The organism is Actinomyces sp. HMSC065F12, from assembly GCF_001814535.1.
GTDB classification, from domain to species: Bacteria; Actinomycetota; Actinomycetes; order Actinomycetales; family Actinomycetaceae; genus Pauljensenia; species Pauljensenia radingae_A.
Genome location: NZ_KV817008.1, coordinates 1 through 252 on the forward strand (window position 1 = coordinate 1; position 252 = coordinate 252).

1 protein-coding gene is annotated in these 252 nt (G+C 59.9%); it reads left to right on the forward strand.

Features of this window, described 5'->3' with window-relative positions:
* On the forward strand, nucleotides 1-252 hold a 252-nt coding region (locus HMPREF2975_RS12585; protein WP_227469334.1), incomplete at both ends, for a hypothetical protein.

The following is a 252-nucleotide window of genomic DNA, read 5'->3' on the forward strand; positions in this document are numbered from 1 at the left end:
GCTTCGCCATCGGCGGCCAAACCAAAATGGCCGCCATCGACGGAGCAAGCTATCTGGCAGAAGTCATCCACCCGTTAGGGCGAGGGATGAAAGGCACCATCACACTACGCGTCGCCAAAGACAGGCCAGGCAGCATCCGGCCAAAATCCGGCACATACCGCCCCTCAGACCGCACCCAGGAAGCAGCACGCATCACCATCGACAGCACGGATCCCAAACGGATCATCACCACCATCAACCCACCAGACACCA